The organism is Aestuariibacter sp. A3R04 (genome assembly GCF_018860805.1).
Taxonomy (GTDB): Bacteria; Pseudomonadota; Gammaproteobacteria; order Enterobacterales; family Alteromonadaceae; genus Alteromonas.
This window is the reverse complement of sequence record NZ_JAHKQR010000012.1, coordinates 97,136-122,917: the sequence shown is the minus strand read 5'-3', so window position 1 is coordinate 122,917 and position 25,782 is coordinate 97,136. Positions and strand designations below refer to the sequence as shown.

The following is a 25,782-nucleotide window of genomic DNA, read 5'->3' as shown; positions in this document are numbered from 1 at the left end:
CGGCGATTACAGCTTACCTGAGCTAAACACGCCGTGGACCTTTTGGTGGAAACCCGGCAGTAAGTTCACCCCTTGAAAAAAAGTGGTTTTCCCCCACTTATTGAGTCATTAAGTTAAATAGTACGCTTTTGCGTATAACACCCACAAACGGGGAAACATTGTGACTACTATTGTATCTGTAAGACGTGACAATCAGGTGGTGATTGCCGGTGATGGACAGGTTTCACTGGGTAACACTGTAATGAAAGGGAACGCGAAAAAAGTTCGTCGGCTTTATAACAATAAAGTACTGGCTGGATTCGCGGGTGGTACAGCTGATGCTTTCACGTTGTTCGAACGGTTTGAATCGAAACTGGAAATTCACCAGGGGCATTTAACCCGTGCTGCGGTTGAACTTGCCAAAGACTGGCGTACGGACCGCATGTTGAGGAAGCTTGAAGCATTGCTTGCCGTTGCTGACGAAACTGCTTCTTTTATCATTACCGGGAACGGTGATGTAGTACAGCCTGAAAATGATTTAATTGCTATCGGTTCCGGTGGTGCTTACGCTCAGGCAGCGGCTACTGCATTGCTCGCCAATACGGAACTGTCTGCCACAGACATCGCTGAAAAGAGCTTAACGATTGCTGGTGATATTTGTGTTTACACCAATCACCATCAAACTGTAGAAGTACTGGATTATTAATCGGTTGCGTTGCAAATTCGCCAATGCAGTTGATAGCTGCCGAGGCAGCATTAGTGAGAAAAGGTTTAATTATGTCTGAAATGACACCCAGAGAAATTGTTCATGAGCTCGACCGCCATATTATTGGACAGCAAGGCGCGAAACGCGCTGTGTCTATTGCGTTGAGAAATCGCTGGCGTCGCATGCAATTGCCCGAAGAGTTGCGTCAGGAAGTTACACCAAAGAACATTCTGATGATCGGTCCCACAGGGGTTGGTAAAACAGAAATAGCCCGTCGTCTGGCCAAGTTAGCTCAGGCTCCGTTTATAAAAGTTGAGGCCACAAAGTTCACAGAAGTGGGGTATGTGGGTAAAGAAGTGGAGACTATCATCCGCGATTTGGCAGATATCTCGGTTAAAATGACCAAAGAGCGGGAAATGGCTAAAGTTAAGTTCCGCGCGGAAGAAGCGGCGGAAGAACGCATTCTCGATGCCTTGTTGCCGCCGCCAGAGGACGTCTGGGGTAAGAAAGAAGAGGTCGAAGATCGCGGCACCCGTCAGAATTTTCGCAAAAAACTGCGCGAAGGTAAGCTAGACGACAAAGAAATTGAAATTGACGTAGCCTTGCCTCAAATGGGCGTAGAAATAATGGCTCCGCCGGGCATGGAAGACATGACGAATCAGCTTCAATCAATGTTCCAGAATATGTCAGGCTCACAAAAGAAAAAGAAAAAGTTAAAAATTAAAGAGGCGATGAAACTGCTGATTGAAGAAGAAGCAGCTAGATTGGTCAATCAGGAAGACCTCAAAGATCGCGCAATCGAAGCGGTAGAACAAAATGGTATCGTGTTTATCGACGAAATTGACAAAATTTGTAAACGTGAAGGAAACACATCTGCCGATGTATCCCGTGAAGGGGTTCAGCGTGATCTCTTGCCACTGGTTGAGGGCTCAACGGTGTCGACGAAACACGGTATGATTAAAACAGATCATATTTTGTTTATTGCGTCAGGTGCGTTCCAAATGAGCAAACCGTCCGATCTTATTCCCGAGTTGCAAGGTCGTTTGCCCATTCGTGTAGAGTTGTCAGCCCTGAAAGTAGAAGATTTCAAGCGCATTCTTACCGAGCCTAACGCGTCACTGACGGAGCAGTATCGCGCACTGATGGCCACCGAAGGAGTGACCATCGATTTTGACGAATCGGGTATACAGCGGATTGCAGAAGCTGCCTGGCAAGTGAATGAGCGTTTGGAAAATATCGGCGCAAGGCGTTTACACACTGTGCTGGAGCGCCTAATGGAAGACATTTCCTTCGATGCTTCTGAAAAGTCTGGTGAAACCTTCACTATCGATGCTGCATATGTTGATGCACATCTCGAAACACTGGTAGATAACGAAGATCTAAGTCGTTTTATTCTATAGGTAACGTTCGTCGCTCACTATTGGAAAGCAGGCGGTGAATTCGCTTTAAAGCGCGCCGTGTCCATCCTTGGAGGCTCCTCTGCCGCACTCCTGCGGCAGAGGGCTTCGTCGCAAATCCACCTCATGTTTTCCCGCCTTTAACTTAATCGAACAAGCGCCGGCAAGCCTTTATCACCTGCTGGGCACTTCGGTTTATTCGCACTGTCGTTAGTTCACAACTACCACTGCTTTTTGTTTTTGAGTTTTTGAGAACTTTAGTGCATCGTTGAGTGCGTTGAACGAAAACACAGCAGGGGCTTCAATGCGAATTTGAGCTTCGACGATCTTTTCTAGCAGCGCTTCACCGTCAATGACAAGGCGGTCCCATTGGTACCGGTCACCATAGGTGTGCAGCGCGCCAAGCGCAACTTCGTGATAGGAAATAGTTCGGGTGAACGGTGCATCCACAGGGCGCTCTATACGCCCCAAAATGCTGACCACGTGACCATTTGATTGTAGCAGAGGCATCAGCGCTTTGGCTACGTCCGGTCCGTTGGCATCAAATAACGCGAAATAGTTACCCTGGGTGGGAAAGTTGCGGAATATCTTTGTAACCCCCAGGGTTTTAGCTTGTTTCGCTGTCAAACTCCCCGACAGTACATGAACATTAAAACCATGCGTCTTGAGTATTTGCACCAGCAATTTGTTAACTGCACCCATACCGGTTACCAGTACTGAGGCACCTTCCAGCGTCGGGATCTTGCTGAATGCAAGCCAAGCGGTGAGCAGCGGACAGGGCAGGGCAGCGGCCACTACCGCAGATAGTCCATCTGGCACCCGAAGTACTCGCTCTGGGTACAGTATAGTGTGTTTGGCGAAGCTACCGTTTTCAGCAAGGTTGTGATGGTATGCTACGGTTTGCCCTACGAGGGTCTCGTCTACACCTTCCCCGGTAGCACGTACGATCCCAGCCCCATCTACCCCAGGTGTGTGCCCGGCACACCAGTTAATAGGATTGTTGTCGATAAACTTCCAGTCGACCGGATTCACGCCAATTGCTTCATTGGCAACTAATATTTGGCCTGGGCCTGGCGCGGGCAGTTCTTTATCTGACAAATACAGTGGTTGACCTGCAGCGCTAAATTGCCAGGCTTGTGTCGATGACTGGCTCATTTTACTTGTCCCATTCAGGGGCAAAGTCGGGTGTCGCCTGACGATCGCCGCAATGAAGAGCATCTATTTGAGCAATGTCTGCTGCACTAAGCGTTAACCCCAGCGATTTTAAATTTGTGGCGAGGTTTTTGCGTTTCGTAGAAGACGGAATAGTGATGAGACCATGGGCTAATTCCCATGCGACAACCACTTCTGCAGCACTTGCTCCGTGGGCTTCAGCGATAGAAAGAATTGTTTTGTCTTTCAGTACTTTACCAACAGCGAAAGGCATGTAGCCTGTTACAGTAATACCGTGTTTTTTACAGTATGCACGTACTTTTTCGTTAGTCAGATAAGGATGTACTTCAATCTGGTGGTTGAAAAGCGAACCTTTCGGTAGAACATCCAGGGCTTCTTCCAACTGCGCTATGGTAAAGTTTGAGACTCCTATCTCTTTGGTCATTCCTGCTTCTTTCGCGTTTGCCAATTCCTTCAGATATGTATTCATACTTTCTCCTTTCGGTGGACTGGGCCAGTGCACAAGTAGCAGATCGACATACTCAAGTTGCAGCTTTTTAAGGCTTTCTTTCACACTGGGAAGAAAGTTACGTTGGTTTAGGTTGTCGTTCCATACTTTGGTGGTGACAAATAACTCATCTCGGGGAATATCTGCGTCTTTAATTGCCCGACCGACTGCTTCTTCATTGCCGTAGATTTGAGCCGTATCAATATGACGATAGCCCTCTTCGAGAGCCATCGTTACGCTTTGATAGGCGGCATCGTCTTCAAGTCTAAATGTGCCGACACCTAACTTAGGTATAATTGTTTGAGACATGGTGGTTTCCTATTGAATAAAAATTAGCAATATGTGTTTGCCGATGTGCTTGGGTACCCATTCCACCGGCATGGTGTTGCGCCTGAAATGGAAGCCTATGTGATAGATTCCAGCACGTCTTAACATGTGGCCTGGTTGCGCTTATCAAGGTAGCCGCTATAGCGCGTTGCCAAAAGTGCGGCCACTGAGATGAGAGCACCAACCCATGCTGTGTCCTTGAGGCTCATTCCTTCTACAATGGCACCGCCCAAAATGGAACCCACGGCAATGCCAATGTTAAAAGCTGCTATATTTAGGCCTGAGGCGACATCAACGGCGTTAGGGGTAAAACGCTCCGCTAGCTTAACTACATAAACTTGTAAACCCGGTACATTGCCAAAGGCAAAAGCGCCCCATATCAATACGGTTATCACAGCACCAATTTTTGACCCCATGGTAAACGTCAATGCGAATAGAATAACGGCCAGTGCACTAAAAATAAGGGTTAGTGCGCGAATAGGTCCTTTTCTATCGGCCAGTTTACCACCATAAATATTGCCCACCGCAACAGATATACCGTAAATCAGCATGATTACACTGATAGCCGATGGCGCGAAACCGGATTCTTTCTGCAGGATAGGAGCGAGATAGGTAAAGGCTGTGAAAGTACCCCCATAGCCGAGTATGGTCATCAGGTAAACCAATACTAAGCGGGGTTGGACCAACACCGCGAATTGTTCTTTCAGTTGTGCCGGGCGGCTTTGTTTCAGATCACCTGGCACCAGCAATGCACTGCCAATTAGCGCAATAAGGCCCAAGCCCGACACTACCAGGAATGTAGCGCGCCAACCAAAGCTTTGGCCAATCCAGGTACCCAGCGGCACACCAGTGACGAGTGCCACCGTTAAACCTGTAAACATAATTGCGATGGCGCTGGCTTCCTTCTCTTTACTCACCAGGCTAGTAGCAATGGTTGAACCAATGGAGAAAAACACGCCGTGGGCCAGACCTGTTAAGACCCTGGCTGCAATCAGACTTTCATAGCCAGGGGCTTGCCAGGCGAGCATGTTGCCTCCAACGAATAGTGCCATCAGGCTAAGTAACACGTGCTTGCGTTTCCAGCGTCCGGTTAGCGCTGTGAGTACCGGGGCGCCTACAGCCACGCCAAGGGCGTACAAGCTAACCAGTAAACCAGCACTGGGAAGGGTAACGTTTAGATCTTCAGCAATAGTGGGCACTAGGCCAACAATGACAAATTCTGTGGTGCCAATAGCAAAGGCACTTAGTGTTAAAGCAAATAATGCAATAGGCATTGCAGTTCCTCATTCATGGTGGTGACAATGTGAAACGTATTCTGAGTGCAAATTTAATTGCAAAAAATAGCAGTAGTGACAAAATACTTTTGCGGAAATTGTAAAGGCAATAGCATGCCAGTTAATTCGAAAACCGAAGATCTCGAAGCCTTTGTTACTGTTGTCGATACGGGGAGCTTCTCTGCTGCTGCGGCGTTGCTGGAACAGCAGGTGGCTAAAGTATCCCGTGCCGTTTCACGTTTGGAGCAAACGCTAAATGTGACATTACTCAATAGAACTACCCGAAGGCTCGAGTTAACAGAAGAAGGGGAATTGTTTTTAGATTATGCACGTGATGGCCTGAACATCTTGGAAAAAGGGGAAGAATCTTTGCGGCTGTTGGGGCGGACTCCCTCGGGTAAATTGCGGGTGGATGCTGCCAGTCCCTTTGTATTCCATCAACTCACGCCACTTATTGACGGTTTTTGCAAGGCTTATCCTGATATTACCCTGGAACTCACCAGTCACGACAGCATTATCGATTTGCTGGAACACAAAACTGATATTGCAATTCGTATTGGTGATTTAAGTGACTCCAACCTGCATGCCCGCCGACTGGGAAGCAGTAAATTACACATTGTTGTCAGTCCGCAGTATCTCGCCCAACATCCCATTGATGAGAATATCCTCACGCTTACCCAACAGCGCTTGATTGGATTTAGTGACGCTCCTCACTTGAACACCTGGCCGTTAAAAAGTGCGCTGCAATTGCGTTTTGCCATTAGTGCATCAAGTGGTGAAACGGTGCGCCAGTTGTGCCTGGCAGGTCAGGGAGTGGCATTGCTGTCTTACTTCATGGTGAAAGATGATCTCGAAGCAGGCCGTTTGGTCAGTGTGCTTAACAATCATATTTTAAGCCCTAATCGAAGAGAATCGGTGCAGGCGGTGTATTATCGCAATAGCGCGGTCTCATCGCGGATTCTAGCCTTTCTTGATTATATAGAGCCCCGCTTAGTCCTCTAATTTGCAAATATGACAAAAGTGTTTTTCATTTGTTGTACTTAATGGTGTCAATAAAGTGCGATAGCCTAGATGTATCAAAATACAGGAGGTTCTATGAATCCATTATTTACCACTGTGAAACTGGCGGGAAAAACGTTAAAAAATCGCATTGTTATGCCCCCAATGACCCGCTCTCGTTCTACCCAGCCTGGGGATATAGCCAATGAGCTCATGGCAAAGTATTACGCCCAGCGTGCCAGTGCTGGCCTGATCGTGAGTGAAGGTACACAAATCAGTGAATTGGGCAAAGGCTACGCGTGGACCCCGGGTATTTACACACGGGCTCAGGTAGCAGGTTGGAAAAAAGTCACAGACGCTGTGCACGCAAAAGGTGGGGTAATGTTTGCCCAGCTGTGGCACGTAGGCCGGGTCTCCCATGAAAGTAACACGGGTGGGAAGCAGCCTGTGTCATCCTCAGCCCTTCAGGCTGAAGGTGTCAAAGTCTTTATCGACGATAATAATTCGCCGGGTTTTGTGCAGTCTTCCATGCCAAGGGCGTTGGAAATTGCAGAGATAAAAGACGTTGTTGAAGAATACCGACACGCGGCTTTGTGTGCGAAAGAGGCCGGGTTTGATGGTATTGAACTGCATGCAGCCAATGGTTATCTGATAAATCAATTTTTAGATTCAAAGGCGAACAATCGTACAGATGAATACGGAGGCAGCGTGGAAAATCGCCTGCGTTTCTTACAAGAAGTTGTGGCGGCTGTATGCACAGTATTCGACAGTGATTCGGTGGGAGTTAGGCTTGCACCGTTGACGACGCTCAACGGTGCGGTGGATGAAAATCCCGAACTCACCTATGTGGAAGCTGTTCGGACACTGAATTCACTGAAGGTGGGTTATGTTCACATCGCTGAGGCAGATTGGGATGATGCGCCTGATATGCCACTTGAGTTTAAGCAAGCTATTCGAGATGCATTTGATGGTATTGTAATTTACGCTGGGAAATATACAGCAGATCGCGCGAAAATAGCGTTAGAGCAGGGCTGGGCTGACATGATCGGCTTTGGACGGCCATTTGTGGCCAACCCCGATTTGCCCGCACGACTGGCAAAGGACATTCCACTGGCCCAGCACGATCCTGATACTCTGTTTGGGGGCGGGCAGCGAGGTTACACTGATTACCCCGCTGCGGGCTGAACTAGCTGCTGGCGACAGACGTTAATGCAGTGCACAGTGCCTCTGAAATGGGGTGTTGTGTGTCGTGCTCGAATTTTAGAAACTGGGGGCAGGGGTTCGCCTCCAGAAAAACAAATTCGCCATTCTGTGTTCTTCGCCAATCAATGGCGCACCATTTCATTCCCAATTGTTGGCAAATAGCCATGCTCTGCTGTTTGATTATTTCAGGGGTGGGAATTCGCTCGGCAATGGCTGTTGTGTCTGTGCGGTAATCTGCCACCTCGGAATAGATGATCCCGCTAAATGCATCCTCATCGATAACGAAAGTGCGAACATCGTCTCCTTCAATGTAGTGTTGATACGTCAGAGGAAGTGTATTTTTCTCATTAAAGCATGGCAATTCGTTTAAGGAGGTAACGAGTTGAGTATGACAGCCGCCAAAAACCGGCTTAACCGCAACTTTCTTTACCTCCTGGAAAAACGGCGTTATATCACGTGGGCAGTTGGAAATAAGTGTGTTTGGAATGGTTACGCCGAGTTGTTGTACTTCCTGAAGCTGAACAGGCTTAGCCTGGTGGAAGCGAATCGCATCCAGCGTGTTATACCAGCGGTGTGGTGCGTAGTGGAAGAAACCAGATAGCGCACTAATTTGATTTTTTAAGGAGGCGCTGTCCACACTGGGCGGCGGGAAAAAACGCTGCCAATAAAACGCGCCTATTTGCTCTAGATCTAACCTAATATCGTCAAGCACAAGGGAAAGCGCCAGCGTGCCCGGCCAGTGAGATACACTGAGCAGCGGTGGCTGGGCCGAGGTATTTAGAACTAGTGCATCGTGATGCATATCGTTCAGCATCATGATGAGGTGGCGAATTTGCGGGTCATTGCCATCGCCAAGACAAAGGGTTAGCATGATGTTGCTTCCTGTTAAACGCAAAAAGCCGCTGGTGCAACAGCACACCAGGCGGCAAGGGGTCAACGAGAGTTAGAATATGGCTTCTTCAGGATAGTCACCGCCATTTTCACCCAGGGCCATGGTGTAGAAAACCGGTGGGCGAATGGGTAACGGTGATAACCTGGTGGCAAGTGGCGTAGGGCGCAAGCCACCTGACACCTGGGCTACCTCACTGGCACTAAGTAGGCGTTTCTCATTTAATTGTGCGGTGTAACGGGTTGTGTTTTGCATCGTGTTCTCCTTGAAAGTTAGTGGTTTCCCTGCCCTGTCAGTGCGTTATGACACAGGCTTCACGTTATACTCTAGTTGCTTCTCATAGCAGTGTAAGCTGGCTCAAAGGCCGGTTATTTCAGAAATACGTGTCCGCCAGGCTGATGAAATTCTCTGTAGTAGCTGGCCATCAGACTGGTGCGGTTTCGAATGTCCAGCTTGCGATAAATATTTGCACAGTGAAACTTAACCGTGCGTTCACTTATGAATAGCTGGGAGGCAATGCGTTTGTTTGGCAAACCCTCCATAATTTTATAAGCAACCTGAAGTTCCCGGCGAGAAAGCTGACTTAAACGCTCACTCATTGGCTTGTCGTTTTTTTCCATGTCGATTTCCTTGATGTAGTGGAATGAACCAGTTTTTCCGTGAAGTAAAATGCGACAGGCCCGCCGCTTACCCCTTCCGTGCTGGCGAAAAAATCCCTGGCATCACGTCCCTGACACCTCCGTTTTTTATCCTCGGGGGCCTGTCGACAAAATCAGCGTCCAGCTGACAATCACTACTGTAGAAAAAAAGTGAGACGCAGCTTCATTTGTTGTGTCATTGTCTATAAATGCGTGAAATATAGAACAATATGTCCTTTTACCGACATATATGTCCTGTGAGTGACACAAATTCTGTTGATACGTATAGAAGCGGTTTGTTATTTGTTCAGTAACAATGGGATTGAACTATTGCCCGTTGCGGCAGTGTCAGCGGCTTGAGTGTATAAGGCATGCCCGGGAATGCTCGCTCGGGCAGAATCTTGCGTGAGTGGCGTCGCCGCGCTGCCTGTCATGTCAACTTTGTACAGATCGCCGGGCATGTCGAAGACCATGTATTAACCATCGGGTGAGACATCCAGACCTGACCAGGTGGTTTTAGCACTTTCCACCCTTCTGTTTGGGTGCTTTCTGTAGCAGTGAAAAACCGTTCAAAGCTTTTCATAAGCAAGTACAGTGGCATAGCCAGATGTAAAAGTTAATGATATAAGTAATATCGATACAGGTATTTTTAACCCATAACTGAACAACAAGGATCGAGAAAAATGGATGAGTTTAAGCCCTGGGGAATGGAAGAAAAAACGTTTCTAATGCTTATGCACCTTAGTCAACTTGCTGGCTTTTTAGTGCCAGGAGCCGGCTTAGTGTTGCCTATTGTTATGTGGGCAACAAATAGAGAGCAGTCTGAGCGCATCGATGCCCATGGAAAGGTTATATTAAACTGGTTAATAAGCGTGATTATCTACGCCGTTATTTGCTTTATCCTCACTTTTATTGTAATTGGTGCGTTGTTGTTTGTTGCTCTTGGTATCACCAGCCTTGTTTTCATCATTATGGCAGCGTTGAAAGCAAACGAAGGCGTATTGTGGCCTTATCCTCTTAGTTTCAAGTTTATCAAATAGTCTTCTGGTAATTCATCGCAAGTCGGTTCTGTCGCTCTGTGGGCGATAGGACCGTTTTGTTAAATCTACAAAATGCCTGTCACTTAAAAGAACATAAAGATGCAGCAAATAGGTAAATATAGCGTTGGCGCTTGGCTTAGTTATATTAGGGCTACGCAGGAAGTGGGCAAAGTGATCTGATTGTATTTCATATGTTTTAAAACAAGCCGACTACCATGTCGGCTTTTTTTTGTGTTGAAAAAGCACATGCTGAGCGTTTCTTTGCGAGTGTTTACTTTTCAATTTCTGCTTTAGGTTGCCTTGTATTGATAAATACTTCGCCGGTGCGTTTGCGAATTATCCATGAGTGTCCATACTCAATTTGTGAAACTGCAGTTAATTGGCGTCTTATATCCGCAGTCCAGACCAATAATACAAGTTGAAACCACTATTTGCTCTGTTCGTATTATTAAACCCATTTTTTAGTCATATTGGTTGACCAATTTGTTGCGTTTTTATACATATTTGATCATTTCTTTTGTGAACATGAAGTATTCATTAGCTAAATAATAAGCGTGTATTCTCAAGCCAATCGCCTGTTTTATTACCATGTTGTATGTATAATTTTAATGATTACAATTAGTTAACGGTATCTTTTAGTGTTCTACAAAAATCTTTTCGTTGTTGTGATTACCAAAAATATCATTTGGTAAGTTTGGTTGAGGCTTATTTTTGCAAAATATTTTTACCAAATGGTTGACCTTTTGGTAATTCGTTGTAGTCTTGTGGTAAATGAAATGTAAAATACCGTGTCGGTGATGTTAAATGCGGTGAGGTTTGCATTCGTTGTACTGCTAAAAAACGGGTTACGTTTGCGGTAGTGATTTATGACCAGAGAAAACTTAAAGGCAAAAATATGGGACACAAATTTTCAAAAATCACCCTCGCAGTGCTATCTGCTACTACGCTTAGCACCGCAATATCACTAAATGCCCAGGAACTGCAAGACGAAAATGCAGATGTAGAAGTTATCGAGGTGTCGGGCATCAGACAATCGTTAACAAGTGCTCTGGCAGAGAAGCGCTCTTCAGACAACCTTATTGAAGTTATCCAAGCCGTCGACATTGGTAAATTGCCTGATCAAAATCTCGCCGAAGTGCTCGAGAATGTAACGGGTATTCAAATCACTCGGACTGCTGGCGTAGGTACAGGTGTCCAGATCCGTGGTACCAATGCAAACCGCACTGAAATTAATGGTGTGTCTACAGTGGGTTCGGGGTCGGGCCGCGGTGGTATCAGTTTTGAAGATGTTAACGCCTCAATTATTGCTGCTGTTGAAGTAACGAAATCTCCCGAGGCTAAAACCATCGAAGGCTCAGTGGGCGGTACGGTAAACCTGCGCACCATTCGCCCGCTTGAACTTACCGATACCTTGGGCAATATCCGTGTTCAGGCAGAAGATTCCAGTCTGACGACAGATGGCGCTCAGCCTCGTATTTCCGGTGCATTTGGCAAGAACTGGGAAACCGACAACGGCAAGTTTGGTTTTGTTATCAGTGGTAGTTATACAGAACAGGAAGCAACTTCGTTTCGCCCACGTGTAGACCGCGATGGTGGCCTGGTGGAGAATGTCAATGCAGATGTGTATCGCGGCGGTGAGTTGCAAAGTGTTGCTCCGGCGGCGCAAGAGTTTGATTTTGTGGGTGTTCAGTTCCTGAACCAGGAATTAGAAAATTATGAATACGAAACAAAAAACCTGGCGGCGAGTTTTGAGTGGGCGCCAACAGAAAATACCAAATTCTATTTTGATGCTATCTTAAATGACCAGGAACGCCGTCAGGACAGTTCTCGTGTTCAAGGCTCCGGTGTAAGCGCAGTATTGAACTACAATGTTCCCACTGCATTTGAAACGGTGAATTTTGGCAGCTTAGACGGCGTGGATTTAGGCAGCATCGCTGTGGCTACACAGGGCACCATTGAACCTAATCTGGGCGTGGACGACGATGACCCTAACCTGCGCTTCTCCAGTGACACAGGTGCACGTATTACGGATAGCAAAATTTTCCGTTTAGGTGGAGAGTGGCAGGGGGATAACTTGTTCGCCAGTGTAGAAATTGCAACGTCGACCTCAGATACGGTGAATCCGAATTTAAGTACAACACTGAATTTCATCAACCCTAATTGCCCCTTAGATGCTACCAGTAACGACAACTGTGTACCTTTCGCCTATGACCTAACTGGCGGTTCACTGGCATTTGGCGTTAACTTCGATTCGGCATATGCCCCGTCTGTCGCTGATTTGCTGGATCCAAATAATGTAGTGCTGGATGCGGTAACGGTAGGACGTGACACGACAGAAAATTCAGAAGATGCGTTTAGAGCTGATTTCACCTACTTTTTCGACTTTGAACATATTACGTCGGTAGATTTTGGCTATCGCTACAATAAAACCTCAAGTACCTTCAATGACGTTGGTTCGTCGTGGGGGCAGAGTCGTATGGCGAATAGCCCTAACGGTTCATTGTTTGCTGAGTTGCTAGTGGCAGGCCCGGATAATTTTGGCTCAGCTGATGGGCGTGAGCTGGCATTTAGAAATTTCCTCCTTGTGGACCCAGACAGATCGTTCAACGATCCCGATGGTACGTTTGCGATTTTACAACAAGCAGTCGAAGAGCACGGCGGTTCCGACCCATTGGACGCTGCTACCGTGAGCTCAAGTGCATTCTTTGATATTGAAGAGACAACTCATGCACTCTATGCGCAGGCTAACTTTGAGTACGGAATGTTCCGCGGTAACTTTGGTGCACGCTACCTGCAAACAGATATCGATTCCTTGGGTAACTCGGTTGCCGATGGTGAAGTGACTGAGGTAGTTACATCTGGTGACTACGACTATCTGCTTCCGCGTATCAACATTGTTGCAAATCCTCATGATGACGTACTTGTGCGTTTGGGTTGGGGTAAGGATATCCGCCGCCCGGACTTTAACGACTTGTCTACCTCAGTTTCATTTGGTACCGGCCCCAACACTGCGGTAAATATTGGTAACCCAGGCTTAGAACCAGAGGAAGTGACGTCCTTCGACATCGGGGTTGAGTGGTATTTCGCAGAAGCTGCCGTTGTTAGTGCTGGTTACTTCCACAAGAAGAGAACCAATCTTTTTGTAACCCAGATAGAAGATGCTGAAGTGGATGGCAACGGCTATCGCGACATCACGCCGCCGTGTGAAGGCGGTGGTATTTTTAACCCGTTACCCGATCGCAACGTGCTATCGGATGTAGATGGAAACGGATTGTGCGTGCCCATTTCAACCATCATTAACGATTCCGGTTCTACCACTCAGCAAGGTTTTGAATTTGCTGTTCAGTATGACCTGTCCAGCTTTGAAGATGACTTAGGTTGGGCGTCAGGATTTGGTATTTCCGCCAACTACACTATTCAGGAATTTTCTGGTGGTGACGCAACAAATACCTCAGCAACCCGTGGTACGGATATTTTTAATGCCATTAACGGTGTGTATGACGACAGCGAGTTTGTAACCTATGAAAGTGTTCAGGGTTTGTTAGATTTCTCTGAAAATGCTTACAACGTGACGGTATTTTACGAGAAATTTGGTTTATCGGCGAGAATGCGATACACCTGGAGAGATTCTTTCCGCACTCTGGATACCGCAGGTGGCGCAACGCTGAACAGTACTCTTGGCTTCCCGGTTGTGACTCATGATCGCGGTCAGCTCAATGCCAGCGTCAATTACGACGTTACTGATAAGTTAAACGTGGGAATTGAAGCTATTAACCTGACAAAATCAGACGTGACACAGTCGTGTGTTAACGAAGGTGCATTGCTTTGTTTCCAAGGCTTGACAGACCGACGTTTGACCCTGGGCGCAAGTTACAGGTTCTAAACACATGTTGATATCTGGCATCTGTGGTGCTTGATATCTCCAGTTCGTCCCCGCAAAAGCAAGCCTTCAGGCTTGCTTTTTTTCTGCGTTTTGAGCGGTGAATGTGTCTGCCAATACCCAATACATACAGCCTTGAAAAAGTGAAATCATCAACGCTGCAAAACCGCTCATGACCAGGTTAGCAGTAATCACGTAGGTGGCGAACAGCGCCAGTGTAAACAATAACGGGATGCGTATTACTTGTGACATTGTGGGAAAACCTTTAAGTGACTTGCGCCCAAGTATGGATGATGCAGGCTGACAAACGAAGTGAAACAAACTGATGGGGTTAATCTGAAAAATGAATTACTGGGCAAGTGAAAGGCAACTTAATCATGCGCACCCTGCAAGACCCGAGAGAAAAAGTGTGGCTTAAGGGGGTACGTATGTGTATAGAGTTTTGCACGACTGCGCTTTACTATCTTACTTTGTCCTGTTTCTTTCACGGACATACTCTCTTCAATACGATCGCGAAAATTCTTTTTGTGCAGTGGTTTGCCAAGTACAATCTCGTACACAGCCTGAAGCTCGGACAAGGTAAAGGGCGAGGTGAAAAAGTAGTTGGGTTCGGTGCTGTATTTTGCCCTGTGATATAAGCGCTGGAACGCTTTCTGAATCAGTTGTTGATGGTCGAACGGCAAGCTTACCGCCGTGGTTTCACCCAAAAACGACGACACTGATTGCCAGATAACATGAGGACGACAGGGAGCAGAATGATCCACCAGGCACAAATAGGGGCAGGTAATACTCCAACCTTCGGGATCGCGACAATGGTTTCCTTCAAATTCCAGTTTAGCAATATATGCAGGGTGTAGACCCACTTTTGCTTTGAGGTTACGCAGCAGGGTGTCGTGTAAATTTTGGTCGCTATTTACATGTACAAAACCACCGGGCAACGCCAGGGTATTTGCATACACACGGGCGTCGCTTGGTCGGCGAATAAGGGCAACCTGAAGTTCTGCATTGAAAATCCGAAACAAGATGGCATCAACGGTACAAACCGGGGTAGGGTGGGTTAAATCAGGCATATAGCTGGTGTTCCTGAATGTAACTCGCCACGCCTGGTGTCACTAAACGGCTAATCGATTCGCGATTCGCAATGGCGTTGCGTACTTGTGTTGAACGGATGCGTTTGCGCTCTGGCACGACCAATCGTTCCCATTTTTCATCAATTTCTCTGGCTTTATAAAATTTTGACCAGTTAGCCTGGTTATCCGGGCCCACGACAAACGTAAGGGCATCTGTGGCAAAATCCGACTGTTGCAGGTGCGCCAGTACATCGTAGGTATAAACCGGTGTGTCACCTTTGCAAATGGTATGTTCAATGGGTTTGGCGTGAACCCGGCTGTCTTTAATGTCGTCCACAAACCTCGCGAGCATGGCCACCCTGTGGGTGTAGGCCAGCATCGATTTAGCAAAGGCGTGGTGAAACGACGGGATAAGCACTACCTGATCGAACTGCGCATTGTGAGCTAACACAGATTCAATGGCGTCCAGATGCCCTCTGGTTGGAGGGTTGAACGCCGAGCCAAACACTGCCACTTTCATTGCGATTTCCTTTTAATGAGTATTTTAAAGATACTCTTTAGATGGTTGTTCTGCAACAATTGGTGTTCTGTAGTCACTTTTTAATTAAAAAATATGTTTATTTAGGTGGATGATTGAATACAATTTTGTTTGACATTAAAGGGTATTGATAGAATACTCTTTAATATAAAAGGAGCCAGCTATGAAAATTGCATCCGTTAATGTCGACCCTCAAAAAGGGTTCACACCTTTGTGCCCTGACGAATTGCCGGTTCCTGGCGGCGATGAAATAGTTCCGGCGCTGTTGGCACAAAATGCGCTGGCCGATTATATTGTTGGTTCAAGTGATGCCCACTGTGATGCTGCGTTATTTCGCGTAGACGATCCAAAAGCACAGTTTCAGCCCCTTGCACATCCAAATACTGATTGCACGTTTATCATGCATTGCAAACCAGGCACTAAAGGGTTCGAATTGCTCGACGGCTTACCGGCACCTACTGAGTACGATTTCTTTGTATGGAAAGGCGTGGCACCTGATTTACACCCTTATGGTGCGTGTTATCACGATTTGGCGGAAAAGCTGTCCACCGGTCTTATTGAGTTTCTCCGCTGCAATCAGGTATCGACAGTCATTGTTGGTGGTCTGGCCACCGATTTTTGCGTAGCCACCACCGCCAGACAATTACAACAGTCTGGTTACTTTAGGGTGGTACTGCATCTTGATGCGTGCAGGGGCATTGTAGCAGACGATGTAGCATCACAAATCGAATCCCTCAATCAATCAGGAGTTGTCATTGCCAGTACGCTGGACGATGTCAAAAAAGCCCTTGCTGCACAATCTTCGAAGGAATAAACCCATGTCACGCAATTCTCTGTTTAAAAACAGTTTGAATTTTTCGGCGCTGGACAATGACTTTTATAAAATGAATATGTGGCAGTGTTTTTTGCACCAATATCCATATGTAGAAGACGTGGAGTACCGCTTTGTGGTGCGAAGCGACGTAGATTTACGTCCGTATCGTGGAGAAATTCAGCAAGAACTGGCCAACATTGACGGGCTGCGCTTTACGCCCGATCAAATTCAGTGGCTTGAACGCATTCCCTGGTATACCAAAGACTTCATTGAGTGGGTGAGAATGTGGTCGTTTCAGAACCGGTTTTTACAAATTGGCGAAGAAGACGGACAGCTGGCTATTCGGGCAAAGGGGCCGCTGATGCACGTGCATAATTTTGAAATGCCGGTGCTTTCAACCGTGGCAGAAGTGTACAACCGGCGCAACTATCCCCATAAGCAATATGAAGATGTGCGCCAACCATTGTTTGAAAAAGTACAGTGGCTAAAAGATCAGCATCAGAAACACGACCTGACCGGATTACAGATAGCTGAATTCGGGACCCGACGCCGATTCAGTTACGAAGCACAATTTACCGTGGTTGATATGCTTCGCAATATGCTGCCCGAGTTTTTTGTGGGTACATCGAATATGCATTTGGCCAAAGAATTCGATATTTTGCCCATTGGCACCATGGCTCATGAAATCTTTATGTTGTCTCAGCAGGTGGGTGTGCAATTGATTAACTCGCAAAAACACACCCTGGAAACCTGGGTGAGAGAGTTCCGCGGCCAGTTGGGCTACGCTCTTACCGATACCATCGGAATGGAGGCTTTTGTTCGGGATTTCGACCTCTATTTCGCGAAACTGTTCGATGGCCTGAGACACGACTCCGGCGATCCGATAGAATTCGGTGAAAAGGCAATTCGCATGTATGAGAACCTGGGCATTGACCCCATGACGAAAACCATCATTTTCAGCGATGGGCTGGATTTTGAAATCATGGTGGCGTTGTTTCTGCATTTTCGCGGCCGTATAAAAACGTCTTTTGGCATAGGGACATTTTTGTCGAACGATGTGAAAGGCGTTACACCGCTGAATATTGTAATGAAACTGGTTCGTGTGAATGGTAAGCCGGTAGCGAAAATTTCTGATGCGCCGGGGAAAAATCTCTGTGAAGATCCTGATTTTGTGAGCTACCTGAAAAAGGTATTTGAAGTAGACTGGGCATAAGGTTACCTATGGCAAACTACACCCGAATTGGCACAGCGGCGCTGCGTCAGATCCCCTTCGATTTTAAAGGCAATGTGTCACGTGTTCTAAGCGCCATTGAGCGCGCAATGGACGCACATATTAATATATTGTTGATGCCGGAACTGGCGCTAACTGGCTATGGGTGTGAGGACAACTTTAGCTATCAGGAATTTAACCACGCAACAGAAGCTGCACTCAACGATGTACTGGCCGGCTTTCAAGCCCTGAGTCATCAGAGTGAGCATGCTAACAATATGCTTGTGGCCATGGGAATGCCGGTGATGTTTCCCGGCGGCCAGGTGTACAACACCACTGCATTCATCAGTGCAGAAGGTCTGCACGGCTTCAGTTGTAAGCAGTATTTGGCCCGCAATGGCCTGCACTACGAGCCCAGGTGGTTTGAAGCCTGGCCCCGGGGCAAAGTGATTAACCATCCCACGTTTAATGTGCCCTTTGGCGATGTTGTGGTGAATGCCGGAGGGCTTCGCATTGGCGTCGAAACTTGTGAGGATGCGTGGGTAGCCAACCGCCCGGGTCGTGATTTGTACCATCGAAATGTCGACGTGTTACTCAATCCCAGCGCTTCCCACTTTGCGGTGGGGAAAAACCTTACCCGAGAGCAATTTATCAAAGAAGGCTCCCGCGCATTTGGGGTCGTTTATGCGTATGCGAACCTAGCGGGGACCGAGAATGGCACCAGTATTTTCGACGGTGGGTCGGTCATTGCGTCTGAAGGTGACGTAGTTTCCCGCGGCGACAGGTTCAATGTGCGCGATGTGGTGATGAACCAGACGCTGGTAAATATAAGTGCAAACCGGGTTTCACGGGTGATCAGCAGCGAAACCATTGATATTGATGACACCAATGTAGTGAACATAGAACTGGCACTAACGCTGCCAAATGACGCCGTACTGGCAGCGCGTAAAAATGATACCGTGGATACTGCCAGTGATGAATTACCGGCGTTTTGGTCCGGGTTGTCGGGGGACGACTACGCTTTTACAGAAATTTGCTATGCCCTTGGAAATGGCCTTTGGGACTGGACGACCCGCACCCATACCGACGGCTACGTGGTGAGTTTATCTGGCGGTGCAGATTCTGCTTTAGTCGCGGCATCAGTGTATGTTTCTCACTTCGTGGCGCTAGAGCAACTGGGTATGACAGATTATCTTGCATCTCTGCCACAGGGGCTGCAACGGCAAATAGCGCCGCCAGTGCAGGGCGAGGACAAAATTACCTGGCTAAAAGAAAAAGCCATGCCCAAGGTTCTGATTTGTTTGTACCAGGGCACAGACAATTCCTCTGATACTACTTTTAACGCTGCCAGGCATCTTGCCGACGAGATAGGAGCCACCTTTCACAACTGGAACATCGAACCTGTCGTTCAGCAATACCATCGTCTGGTCAACGGCTTATACCCTGATAAGCCCCTGAGCTGGGAAAGCGACGATATCGCCTTGCAGAACATTCAGGCCCGTAGTCGGAGTCCCGGTGTGTGGATGCTGGCCAACCGGGAAAATAAACTGCTCATTGCCACCTCAAATTTGTCGGAATCAGCCCTTGGTTACGCCACCATGGACGGAGATACCTCTGGTGTTATTTCGGTTATTGCCGGTATCAATAAAACCACTATTCGCAAGGTAAACCGATGGTTGGAAGAGACCGGATTACCCTTATCTGTTGATGGTAAGAGCGCGCGTCATCAGCTTGTGGAAATGCATCGGGTAAATGTACAACAGCCTACCGCAGAACTGCGTCCGGAGGAGCAAACTGACGAGGCCGATCTCATGCCATATGTGGTGTGTGACTTTATTATGGACTGCTATTTGGCCAGGCAAATGTGGCCAAAGAGTATCTTAGTAGAACTGATGCTAAGTGGCTTTGATAAACAACACGATATACGCCAGCTGGCAGGCTATGTGGAACGTTGGTTCAAATTGTTTTGTCGCAATCCTTGGAAACGCTACGGTACGCGGGCGGGCTTTCACATTGAACAGGTCTCTCTCGATCCGAAAACCTTCCACCGTTTTCCATTGTTAAATTCGGGCTTTACCGAACAGTTGCAGCAAATGTGGGATTATGTTGAAGAAGTAGCAGGCAACTAGTTATAGAAATTGCATCGTGGTGGAGCAAGGAAGCTCTGCTTTATCAACTATCTGTATCCGCAAGATAAAACGTCATCTTCTTTTCATAAAAAATTCAAGTTAACTGCGTAGTGTAGATTCTTTTGTATCTAAATACGTCGCGTTGTTACTTACTTTGTGCCGCGCGCTTAACACTCCCTATTCTGAAAGGAATCACGTTATGCTAAAGAAAACACTTCTCGCCTTCACTTTGGCTGGAATTTTATCTGGTTGTTCACTGGACGGTGACGATGGTGACAATGGAACCAATGGTTCAAACGGTCTCAATAGCTTGATTGCGCACAATACGCTTGGCGTGGGCGATAGTCATTGCTTTTTTGGCGGTACCGTTATCACTTCCGGCCTTGATAGTAATGAAAACGGATCCCTGGACGACAGTGAAGTAACAGCTACCACCTATGACTGCGATGCCAACAACGTGGGGGTTACTGGCTCCCGCTTGCCTTATTCCGTGCTGCGAAATACTCTGGAGGATGGTGCGTCACCGGGCATGATGTTTGAAGTACGCAATGGTGGCTATGGCTCTGACATGGTTAAACACCCTACTGAAGCAAATCAGTTTTACGCACTAACCGACCGCGGTCCAAATGCTTCCTATACCGGCGATCAAGGGACGGGGAAAGTATTCCCCACGCCGGATTATACGCCGCGCATTGGATTGTTTGAATTACAGGCAAATGGCGACGTGAAAAAGCTCGCTGATATTTTATTAAAAGACACCGATGGCAACCCCATTACCGGCTTACCTAATTCATCGGCGCTTGGTGGAACCGGTGAAACACCGTATGCTGTGAATGACGATGGCTCGGTGGAAGTCATTCGGGAAGATATGTCACAGCCATATGATGAAACCACGAATCCAATCAAATTGGATGACTTTGGTTTGGACAGCGAAGGTTTAGTTGCTTTGTCTGATGGTACCTTCTGGGTAAGTGATGAATACGGCCCGCACATTGTGCATTTCGATGCCAGCGGCAAGGAGATTGGTCGGATCAATGCATTTGCTGATGATGAGCGAAATGTGTTTACCCTACCTGCAGAATACGCAAATCGTCGTGCCAACAGGGGGATGGAAGGTTTAGCGGTAACGCCAGATGAGAAAACGCTGGTGGGGATAATGCAATCCACCATGTACAACCCTGGCTCAGCAGTGAAAAACCTCGATGTGGTAAGAATCGTTGCTGTGAACCTGGAAGACGGCGCTGTTTCCCAATACCTCTATAAGCAGGAAAAAACTCAGAATTCACAGTCAGGCATTTTTGCTGTGAACGATACTAAGTTTGTCGTTATTGAACGTGACGGCGCATTTTACAATGACAACCCGGAAGCGATGAAGCATTTGTACGTAATTGATATCGCCAATGCTACTGATTTGGAAGCCGTGGATGAAGATGTAACCTGGGTGCAAGATGAAAGTCTTGGTTTAACGAAAAATGGGTCCACCGTTGAAGAAGTGGTGCTCAATGAAGGTTGGGAAGGACTTACTAACGCTGGCATTATGCCCGTGGAGAAGACATTTTTGGTAGATTTAGTCGCAGAAGTTGGCTATCCCCACGACAAGCTCGAAGGCATGTGGATGATCAACAACACCACTATTGGTGTGATTAATGACGATGACTTTGCAACCTGGTCCTCTTCCGGCGTGCTTGAGCAAAAATATCTAGATGCAGGGCAAAACACGATTGATGGTAATACGCTGTATATTATCGATGGACTAAACGACATTTCTCAGTAGTGTTGTTGGCGCGCTGCACCTGGCGGTTTTCGAATTGCTAGCCAGCGCGCTTCATCTGAATTACCAATTGTACTCAAGTACAAGTAGCATTTGCTGCTGTGTTGCACGTATGGCTTCATTGAGCTGCACGCGATTGTCCGCGCGGCTCGATACCAGGGAGTATTCTGCGCCAAGTTGCCAGTGTTCAGAAAGGTTGTAGCGCCAGTTCGCTGTAAGGGCGCTTCCGTGGCTGTTGTTTTGATCGTTGGGAAAAATATCGTCTTCCCTGACATCAAATACATCGCCCCGGGCACTGAACCGGTGCTGGCCAGCCTTGTGGCTTATCATGGCATAAAACGCCTGGAAATCGGTGTAAACAAACCGCTCTCCCATTAGCGTGTCGCCTAACATCCACTGTGCGATAATCCGGGTAGAGGATGAGATGTTATGCTGAAATGCCAGCGAGTGGAAACGGGTTCGCCAGGCGTAAAGACGTTGGTGGTTGACCGCGTTAGGATTTGCAAGATTATCGTAGTAGTAGTACCGCAACTTGGCTTGGCGCTGATAGTCGAGATGGGCCCCAATATAAATGCCCCATTTGGCATCAAGCTCGCTAAAAGGTTCTACCCAGCTGGGGTGCCAAATGCCGTTGCTGTCTGTTACGCTGGGGTAGGCTGCAAACTCCAGTCGTTCGTGATGCAGGCTTTGTCTGTCGTGTAATGCAAAACCTCTCCAGGTCAGTACTGTTCCCAAGGGGTCATTGCCTTTGTACGCGGCGGCGTGTAACTCCCAACTCCAGGGGCTTCTAGCGGCACGGCCCGGACGGTATAAGGTGAACTCGGCCCCGGCTACCCGAAGTTCTTCTCCAAGCCAACTATTAATGGCTGACTGGGTATAGGTGTAAGGCGAGAGCCACCCCTTATCTACGTTTTCAAGGGACATAGCCGGATAAAAAAAGCCGGCTCTGGCACGCCACTTTACGTTGCCTGATATCAAGGGTTTATAGCGTATTTGAAACTGAGTAAACCCCAGGTGCTGGTCGCCATCGGGGTAATAACTGGCATCGGCTTGTATGTCTGTACTCGGCGTTACTGACTGGTTGATTTGAATAATCGCCTGTTGAACATGAATACCCGAAGTGTCGAAACGGGTAACACCTGTACCTTTGTCGAGCCAGGTATTAGGAGATTCGGCGGAATAGATGCCCGCTTGTACTTTGCCACTGACGTCCAGGGCAAACCCGTGATGCGTCCAAAGCAATGTGGCGAAAAGCGCTGAAAAGCGGAGATAATGTATCATGGATTTATACATTTCCCCTCGTCGAGGCAGTCAGGAGTAAAGGCTCTTAACCAATCTGAAAACGCTTGTTCCGGTAATGGTTTGGCAATAAAGTAGCCTTGAGCTTTTGTGCACCCCACGCTGCGAAGGTATTGCAGCGATGCCCCGTCTTCGACGCCCTCCGCGACCACTTCTAACCCTAAATTCTTTGCCAGCGATACCATGGTATTTACAATCGTCTTGTCATCATTGTTGGTGGCCAGCGCAAGCACAAATGCTTTGTCAATTTTAAGCTCGTGTACCGGCATGTCTTTTAATTGAGCCATAGATGAATAACCGGTTCCAAAATCGTCAATAGATAACTTGATGCCCATTCGTTTTAAGGCATTTAACGCTCTGAGGGCATTTTGAGGGTCTGACATAATGGCACTTTCTGTTACCTCCAAAGTGAGGTATTCCGGTTCGGCATTGAACTCAGACAGCAAATCACTGACCAGTGTGGGGAGGGTCATATCGATAAGATCGACCGCAGAAATATTCACCGCAACGCTAATATTGTGCCCTTGCTCCCGCCACTGTTGCTGACGGGAAAGGGCAGTGCGTAAACCCCAGTTAGTCACATGCCTGATCGCGCCGGTTTGTTCTGCCAGTGGAATGAATTCATCCGGCGGAATAAAACCATGCACGGGGTGGATCCAACGCATGAGGCATTCGACGCTGGTAATGGACAATGTATCTATTTGCAGTTTTGGCTGGTAATAATATTGCAGTTGCCCCTCCTGCAATGCGCTTTTAAGCTCTGACATTAAATTCAGGCGCTGCACGGAATACTTGTTCAGCGATGCGGAGTATCTCGCGAAATTGTGGTGACCGTCTTTACAGCTGTAAAGGGCGATATCGGCACATTGCATGAGGCCCTGAGGGGTGGTGGCGTCAGCAGGGAAGCAAGCGGCACCAATGCTGCAATCAATATCCAGCACCAGCCCATCAATATTAAAGGGTTGATCAAATGCTGCCACAACTTGTCCTATCAATGGTTCCACATCGTTGTCATTGTTAACGGTGATGACCATGCCGTATTCATCGCCTCCCAATCGGGCCAGTAAGCCGGGAAGGCTGTCTTGTTGCTGAATACGCTTAGCGATGTGTTTAAGCAGAACATCGCCGGTTTCATGACCCACGGTATCGTTAATTTCTTTGAAGCGGTCAATGTCCATCATTAGCACCATTACTGTGTTATTTTCCTGGTTCGCAATGGCTTTGTTGAGATACGTCACAAACTGGTTGCGGTTCGGTAACCCGGTGAGGTCATCGAAATAGGCAAGGTGCTGAATTTGTTTCTCACGGCTTTCAATGCCGTCTTGCATGTCGCTCAAAGCCAGTGAAAGCGCATCGACTTCCAATGTACTGGAAGCGGGAAATTTAGCAACGTGACTACCCTGACGAATTTTGTTAGCTGCTTTTGCCAGCTTATTGAGTGGGCCGGTAACGCCTTTCGACAAAAACACTCCGCCGGCTAACGAAATGGTGCCGGCGACCAACAACAGGCCTATCAACTGACCAAGCATGCTGTTATAAGACAAATAGGCTTTGTCTTGGGGCGTAAGCATAACCAGTTCGACATCGTCGGAGGCAAGTCGTCCGATGGGTTTCAACGTATATAGATAGTCGACGCCTTCAAGGGTGGTGCGGTGCAACTCGTTTGCGGACATTTTTTCAGCTGGCGTGCTGTGTAAAAAAGCGGCAGCCAAGCGCGGAGGTAAGGTTGATCCCAGCATGCGATTTTCCGAGGGGAGGATCAGATTAACGTCCAGATCGGTTAACCGTCCAATATCGCTGTTAATCAGACTGTCTGCACGGTAACCAAGAAACACCCACGCGTCGGTATTGCGAGAGCGCTCGACAAATTTTACCGGTACTCCTTTTACCAGAAACACTCCCTCAGGGAGGGAAAGCCAGCTAATGCCCGGAGTTATGAAGGGGGTAATATTTGCAGGCGGATCAAGTGTCGCCGATGAGGCGGCAACAACATTTTTCTCTTTGTCGAGTACGAAGTAGATGTCTGCGGAAATGCGCGCCTGCTGATTTTGCATTGCGACATCCAGTGATGCTCTGTCGTCATTGGCAGCTGCAATGTATTGTTTTATCGTGAAATTCCCAGACAGGTTATCGGTAGCGCGAAGCAGTAACTCTGCGTGATTATTTAGTTTGTCTTCAATGACGCGTTCAGAAGTAATGATTTGCGCGAGTAGTTGACTGGTAGAGTGGGAATAAGTTGCAGAACGCACGAGCAGAAGTGTGAGCGCCACTACGCTTATTATCAGCACGAGAAAGAACAATTGCATCCTGTTCTTTAGCGATCGCATTGGTACCTGTAACCAGCTATTCATAATCTCCAAACTCGTCGTCTGATTCATAGCCCGCGTAATCGGGCAGTAAAGGGCGTTTCAGGGTAAAGACGAGGCGGGTATTTTGTGAGAGGGTTACCCGTTGCAGCAATACCTCTTTTGCTTCCTGCATGCGGGGGTGCCATACCGACACCTCAAAATCTCCGACAGGTAGTGCGATGTCTGCATTGCCCTTTGTGTTGGTACCTGTGAAATAAGGGGTGTCGACCACGTAAATATAACCAAGCATCCAGTCGTGCACATTGCATCCCAGCTCCACAATACCTGCCTGGTCAAACAACAACGGCGGTTGTTCAGCATTCTTATCCAACAGTAATTGAAATCGTTTCGCCGGTGAAAATGAGAATACGTGATGTTTAATAGAGTCTGAATTGGGGAACTGAACGTAGGTGCCTTTCTGTACCACCAGAAAGTGAGGCACAAACTGTCGATTAATTTGGTCCATTTCTGCACGCAGCGAGGAACTTCCCGCCACACCACTTAGAGGCCTGGCACTTACCACCATGTTGGATAAGGGAGAACCTTCGTGATTGAAAACAGACACACTCAGTGTTGCTCCATGTGCTCGGGCTGCCGTTATCAATAACAAA

Annotated in this window: 22 protein-coding genes; 10 read left to right on the top strand and 12 right to left on the bottom strand. The window is 47.6% G+C overall.

The window, feature by feature from the left end:
- Window positions 1–160 precede the first annotated feature (160 nt).
- Window positions 161–685: an ATP-dependent protease subunit HslV gene (gene hslV, locus KO518_RS16940; RefSeq protein WP_216027048.1), complete on the top strand. Its 525-nt coding sequence runs from the start codon at window positions 161–163 to the stop codon at window positions 683–685.
- A gap of 71 nt (window positions 686–756) precedes the next feature.
- Entirely contained in the window at window positions 757–2,085 is a 1,329-nt protein-coding gene (gene hslU, locus KO518_RS16935) for an HslU--HslV peptidase ATPase subunit (protein WP_216027047.1), read from the top strand.
- A 207-nt stretch (window positions 2,086–2,292) separates the two neighbouring features.
- On the opposite strand, the gene KO518_RS16930 is transcribed toward hslU, so the two are convergent.
- From KO518_RS16930 to KO518_RS16920, 3 genes are all read right to left on the bottom strand, one after another.
- Window positions 2,293–3,237: an alcohol dehydrogenase catalytic domain-containing protein gene (locus tag KO518_RS16930; protein ID WP_216027046.1), complete on the bottom strand. Its 945-nt coding sequence runs from the start codon at window positions 3,235–3,237 to the stop codon at window positions 2,293–2,295.
- 1 nt (window position 3,238) lies between these two features.
- On the bottom strand, window positions 3,239–4,051 hold the full coding sequence (gene dkgB, locus KO518_RS16925; RefSeq protein ID WP_216027045.1) for a 2,5-didehydrogluconate reductase DkgB: 813 nt from the start codon (window positions 4,049–4,051) through the stop codon (window positions 3,239–3,241).
- A gap of 119 nt (window positions 4,052–4,170) precedes the next feature.
- A complete protein-coding gene (locus KO518_RS16920) occupies window positions 4,171–5,343 on the bottom strand; it encodes an MFS transporter (RefSeq protein WP_216027044.1) in 1,173 nt (390 codons plus the stop codon).
- A 114-nt stretch (window positions 5,344–5,457) separates the two neighbouring features.
- Here KO518_RS16920 and KO518_RS16915 point away from each other — a divergent pair, with 114 nt between their 5' ends.
- Together KO518_RS16915 and KO518_RS16910 are read left to right on the top strand one after the other, a co-directional pair.
- A complete protein-coding gene (locus KO518_RS16915) occupies window positions 5,458–6,345 on the top strand; it encodes a LysR family transcriptional regulator (RefSeq protein WP_216027043.1) in 888 nt (295 codons plus the stop codon).
- A gap of 93 nt (window positions 6,346–6,438) precedes the next feature.
- Window positions 6,439–7,527: an alkene reductase gene (locus KO518_RS16910; RefSeq protein WP_216027042.1), complete on the top strand. Its 1,089-nt coding sequence runs from the start codon at window positions 6,439–6,441 to the stop codon at window positions 7,525–7,527.
- Window position 7,528: 1 nt separating this feature from the next.
- Here KO518_RS16910 and KO518_RS16905 read toward each other — a convergent pair whose 3' ends face one another.
- The 3 genes from KO518_RS16905 to KO518_RS16895 form a co-directional block, all read right to left on the bottom strand.
- Window positions 7,529–8,416, bottom strand: a complete 888-nt coding sequence (locus tag KO518_RS16905) for a RimK family alpha-L-glutamate ligase (RefSeq protein WP_216027041.1) — start codon at window positions 8,414–8,416, stop codon at window positions 7,529–7,531.
- Between the two features lie 72 nt (window positions 8,417–8,488).
- A complete protein-coding gene (locus tag KO518_RS16900) occupies window positions 8,489–8,689 on the bottom strand; it encodes a hypothetical protein (RefSeq protein WP_216027040.1) in 201 nt (66 codons plus the stop codon).
- A gap of 113 nt (window positions 8,690–8,802) precedes the next feature.
- Window positions 8,803–9,054 (bottom strand): helix-turn-helix transcriptional regulator, encoded by a 252-nt coding sequence (locus KO518_RS16895; protein ID WP_216027039.1) that lies wholly within the window; start codon window positions 9,052–9,054, stop codon window positions 8,803–8,805.
- Between the two features lie 701 nt (window positions 9,055–9,755).
- On the opposite strand from KO518_RS16895, the gene KO518_RS16890 reads away from it, so the two are divergent.
- The gene (locus KO518_RS16890) at window positions 9,756–10,112 is read left to right on the top strand and encodes a DUF4870 domain-containing protein (protein WP_216027038.1); all 357 of its coding nucleotides are present in this window, start codon (window positions 9,756–9,758) and stop codon (window positions 10,110–10,112) included.
- Between the two features lie 895 nt (window positions 10,113–11,007).
- Complete coding sequence (locus KO518_RS16885) at window positions 11,008–13,995, top strand: TonB-dependent receptor (RefSeq protein ID WP_216027037.1); 2,988 nt, start codon at window positions 11,008–11,010, stop codon at window positions 13,993–13,995.
- Window positions 13,996–14,061: 66 nt separating this feature from the next.
- Here KO518_RS16885 and KO518_RS16880 read toward each other — a convergent pair whose 3' ends face one another.
- The 3 genes from KO518_RS16880 to KO518_RS16870 all read right to left on the bottom strand — a co-directional run bounded on the left by KO518_RS16880 (window position 14,062) and on the right by KO518_RS16870 (window position 15,582).
- Window positions 14,062–14,244 carry a hypothetical protein gene (locus tag KO518_RS16880; RefSeq protein ID WP_216027036.1) on the bottom strand — a complete coding sequence of 61 codons (183 nt, stop codon included), beginning with the start codon at window positions 14,242–14,244 and terminating at the stop codon, window positions 14,062–14,064.
- A gap of 119 nt (window positions 14,245–14,363) precedes the next feature.
- Window positions 14,364–15,062: a hypothetical protein gene (locus KO518_RS16875; protein WP_216027035.1), complete on the bottom strand. Its 699-nt coding sequence runs from the start codon at window positions 15,060–15,062 to the stop codon at window positions 14,364–14,366.
- Window positions 15,055–15,582, bottom strand: a complete 528-nt coding sequence (locus KO518_RS16870; protein ID WP_216027034.1) for a nicotinate-nicotinamide nucleotide adenylyltransferase — start codon at window positions 15,580–15,582, stop codon at window positions 15,055–15,057. Before KO518_RS16870 ends, KO518_RS16875 begins: the two co-directional genes overlap by 8 nt.
- Window positions 15,583–15,763: 181 nt before the next feature.
- On the opposite strand from KO518_RS16870, the gene KO518_RS16865 reads away from it, so the two are divergent.
- From KO518_RS16865 to KO518_RS16850, 4 genes are all read left to right on the top strand, one after another.
- Entirely contained in the window at window positions 15,764–16,414 is a 651-nt protein-coding gene (locus tag KO518_RS16865) for an isochorismatase family protein (RefSeq protein WP_216027033.1), read from the top strand.
- 4 nt (window positions 16,415–16,418) lie between these two features.
- A complete protein-coding gene (gene pncB, locus KO518_RS16860) occupies window positions 16,419–17,627 on the top strand; it encodes a nicotinate phosphoribosyltransferase (protein ID WP_216027032.1) in 1,209 nt (402 codons plus the stop codon).
- An 8-nt stretch (window positions 17,628–17,635) separates the two neighbouring features.
- On the top strand, window positions 17,636–19,753 hold the full coding sequence (nadE, locus tag KO518_RS16855) for an NAD(+) synthase (RefSeq protein ID WP_216027031.1): 2,118 nt from the start codon (window positions 17,636–17,638) through the stop codon (window positions 19,751–19,753).
- A 199-nt stretch (window positions 19,754–19,952) separates the two neighbouring features.
- Complete coding sequence (locus KO518_RS16850; protein ID WP_216027030.1) at window positions 19,953–21,527, top strand: esterase-like activity of phytase family protein; 1,575 nt, start codon at window positions 19,953–19,955, stop codon at window positions 21,525–21,527.
- Window positions 21,528–21,587: 60 nt separating this feature from the next.
- Here the strand turns inward: KO518_RS16850 and KO518_RS16845 are convergent, their stop codons facing one another.
- From KO518_RS16845 to KO518_RS16835, 3 genes are read right to left on the bottom strand one after another with little or no spacing between them, the layout of a single operon-like run.
- A complete protein-coding gene (locus tag KO518_RS16845; RefSeq protein WP_252736249.1) occupies window positions 21,588–22,805 on the bottom strand; it encodes a hypothetical protein in 1,218 nt (405 codons plus the stop codon).
- Window positions 22,802–25,174, bottom strand: a complete 2,373-nt coding sequence (locus KO518_RS16840; RefSeq protein WP_252736248.1) for a bifunctional diguanylate cyclase/phosphodiesterase — start codon at window positions 25,172–25,174, stop codon at window positions 22,802–22,804. Before KO518_RS16840 ends, KO518_RS16845 begins: the two co-directional genes overlap by 4 nt.
- Window positions 25,167–25,736 (bottom strand): methylamine utilization protein, encoded by a 570-nt coding sequence (locus KO518_RS16835; RefSeq protein WP_371742351.1) that lies wholly within the window; start codon window positions 25,734–25,736, stop codon window positions 25,167–25,169. Before KO518_RS16835 ends, KO518_RS16840 begins: the two co-directional genes overlap by 8 nt.
- Window positions 25,737–25,782 lie beyond the last annotated feature (46 nt).